Origin of the sequence: Helicobacter aurati, from assembly GCF_003364265.1 — a bacterium.
GTDB classification, from domain to species: domain Bacteria; phylum Campylobacterota; class Campylobacteria; order Campylobacterales; family Helicobacteraceae; genus Helicobacter_A; species Helicobacter_A aurati.
Genome location: NZ_NXLW01000042.1, coordinates 1 through 875 on the forward strand (window position 1 = coordinate 1; position 875 = coordinate 875).

The 875-nt window shown below is 34.4% G+C and carries 1 protein-coding gene; it reads left to right on the forward strand.

The features are described 5' to 3' along the window. The coding region (locus CQA66_RS09080; RefSeq protein ID WP_115582665.1) for an outer membrane beta-barrel protein at nt 1-654 on the forward strand (654 nt) is incomplete at its 5' end. Nucleotides 655-875 lie beyond the last annotated feature (221 nt).

Genomic DNA, 875 nt, shown 5'->3' on the forward strand with positions numbered 1-875 from the left:
TTATTTATGAAAAAGTTATTAGCATTAGGTGTAATCAGCTTTAGTTTGAGTGCTTCTCTTGCAGAAGCGAGATTTTTCTTAGGTGTTGAGGGTGGGTATAGTAGAGGTGTTGCCACTTTTAGTAATGGCTTTGCTAGTGATTCCTATAAGAATTTCATAGATTCTACACTAGAGGGTTGGAATGCTGACATTGATATTGGTGGACAATGGTTCTTTGGTGAGCGAATAGGTATAAGAACATTCTTAGGGCTTGGTTATGGGCAAGCTTATGTTAATAGTGAATCTTTGCATGATGTAAATATGAATATTAATTTTGACTTTATGGCAGATCTTATCAAGGGAAGCTCTGTGTCTTTTGGAGTCTTTGTAGGAGCAGGCGGTGGTTATAGTTTCACGACACAATCTCTTGGTCTTTCTCCGTTGATATTAGGAGCTACTTTCCCAATTTATGCAAGAGCTGGCTTTAGTGTAGGACTAGGTGAAAACTCCAGAATAGATATCACAGCGAAACTACCATTACTTACATATAGTGTAATTGGTTTCCAAGGTTTTGATAGTTTATCTGAGGACGATAAAAAAGATTTATCTGAATTTGGTATAGTCGGAGCATATAACCCTGTTCGCTTTAGTGTAAGCTATAAATATGTATTCTAATAACAAGTTTTAGGAATCTAGTGCCTATTATAACGATATAGTTTTGCATCATTGTGGGAGGAATTTCTCTGATTTAGAATCAAGACTCACTGAATAACAAGGATAAATATTAAGAAAAATAGAAAAGTTTTCAAATAAACTTGATATTTACTTAAAACTTATTCACATAAGCCGATACTTTCTCTACAATAAGTCAAGTAATAAAGGCTTGGCTTAGTAAA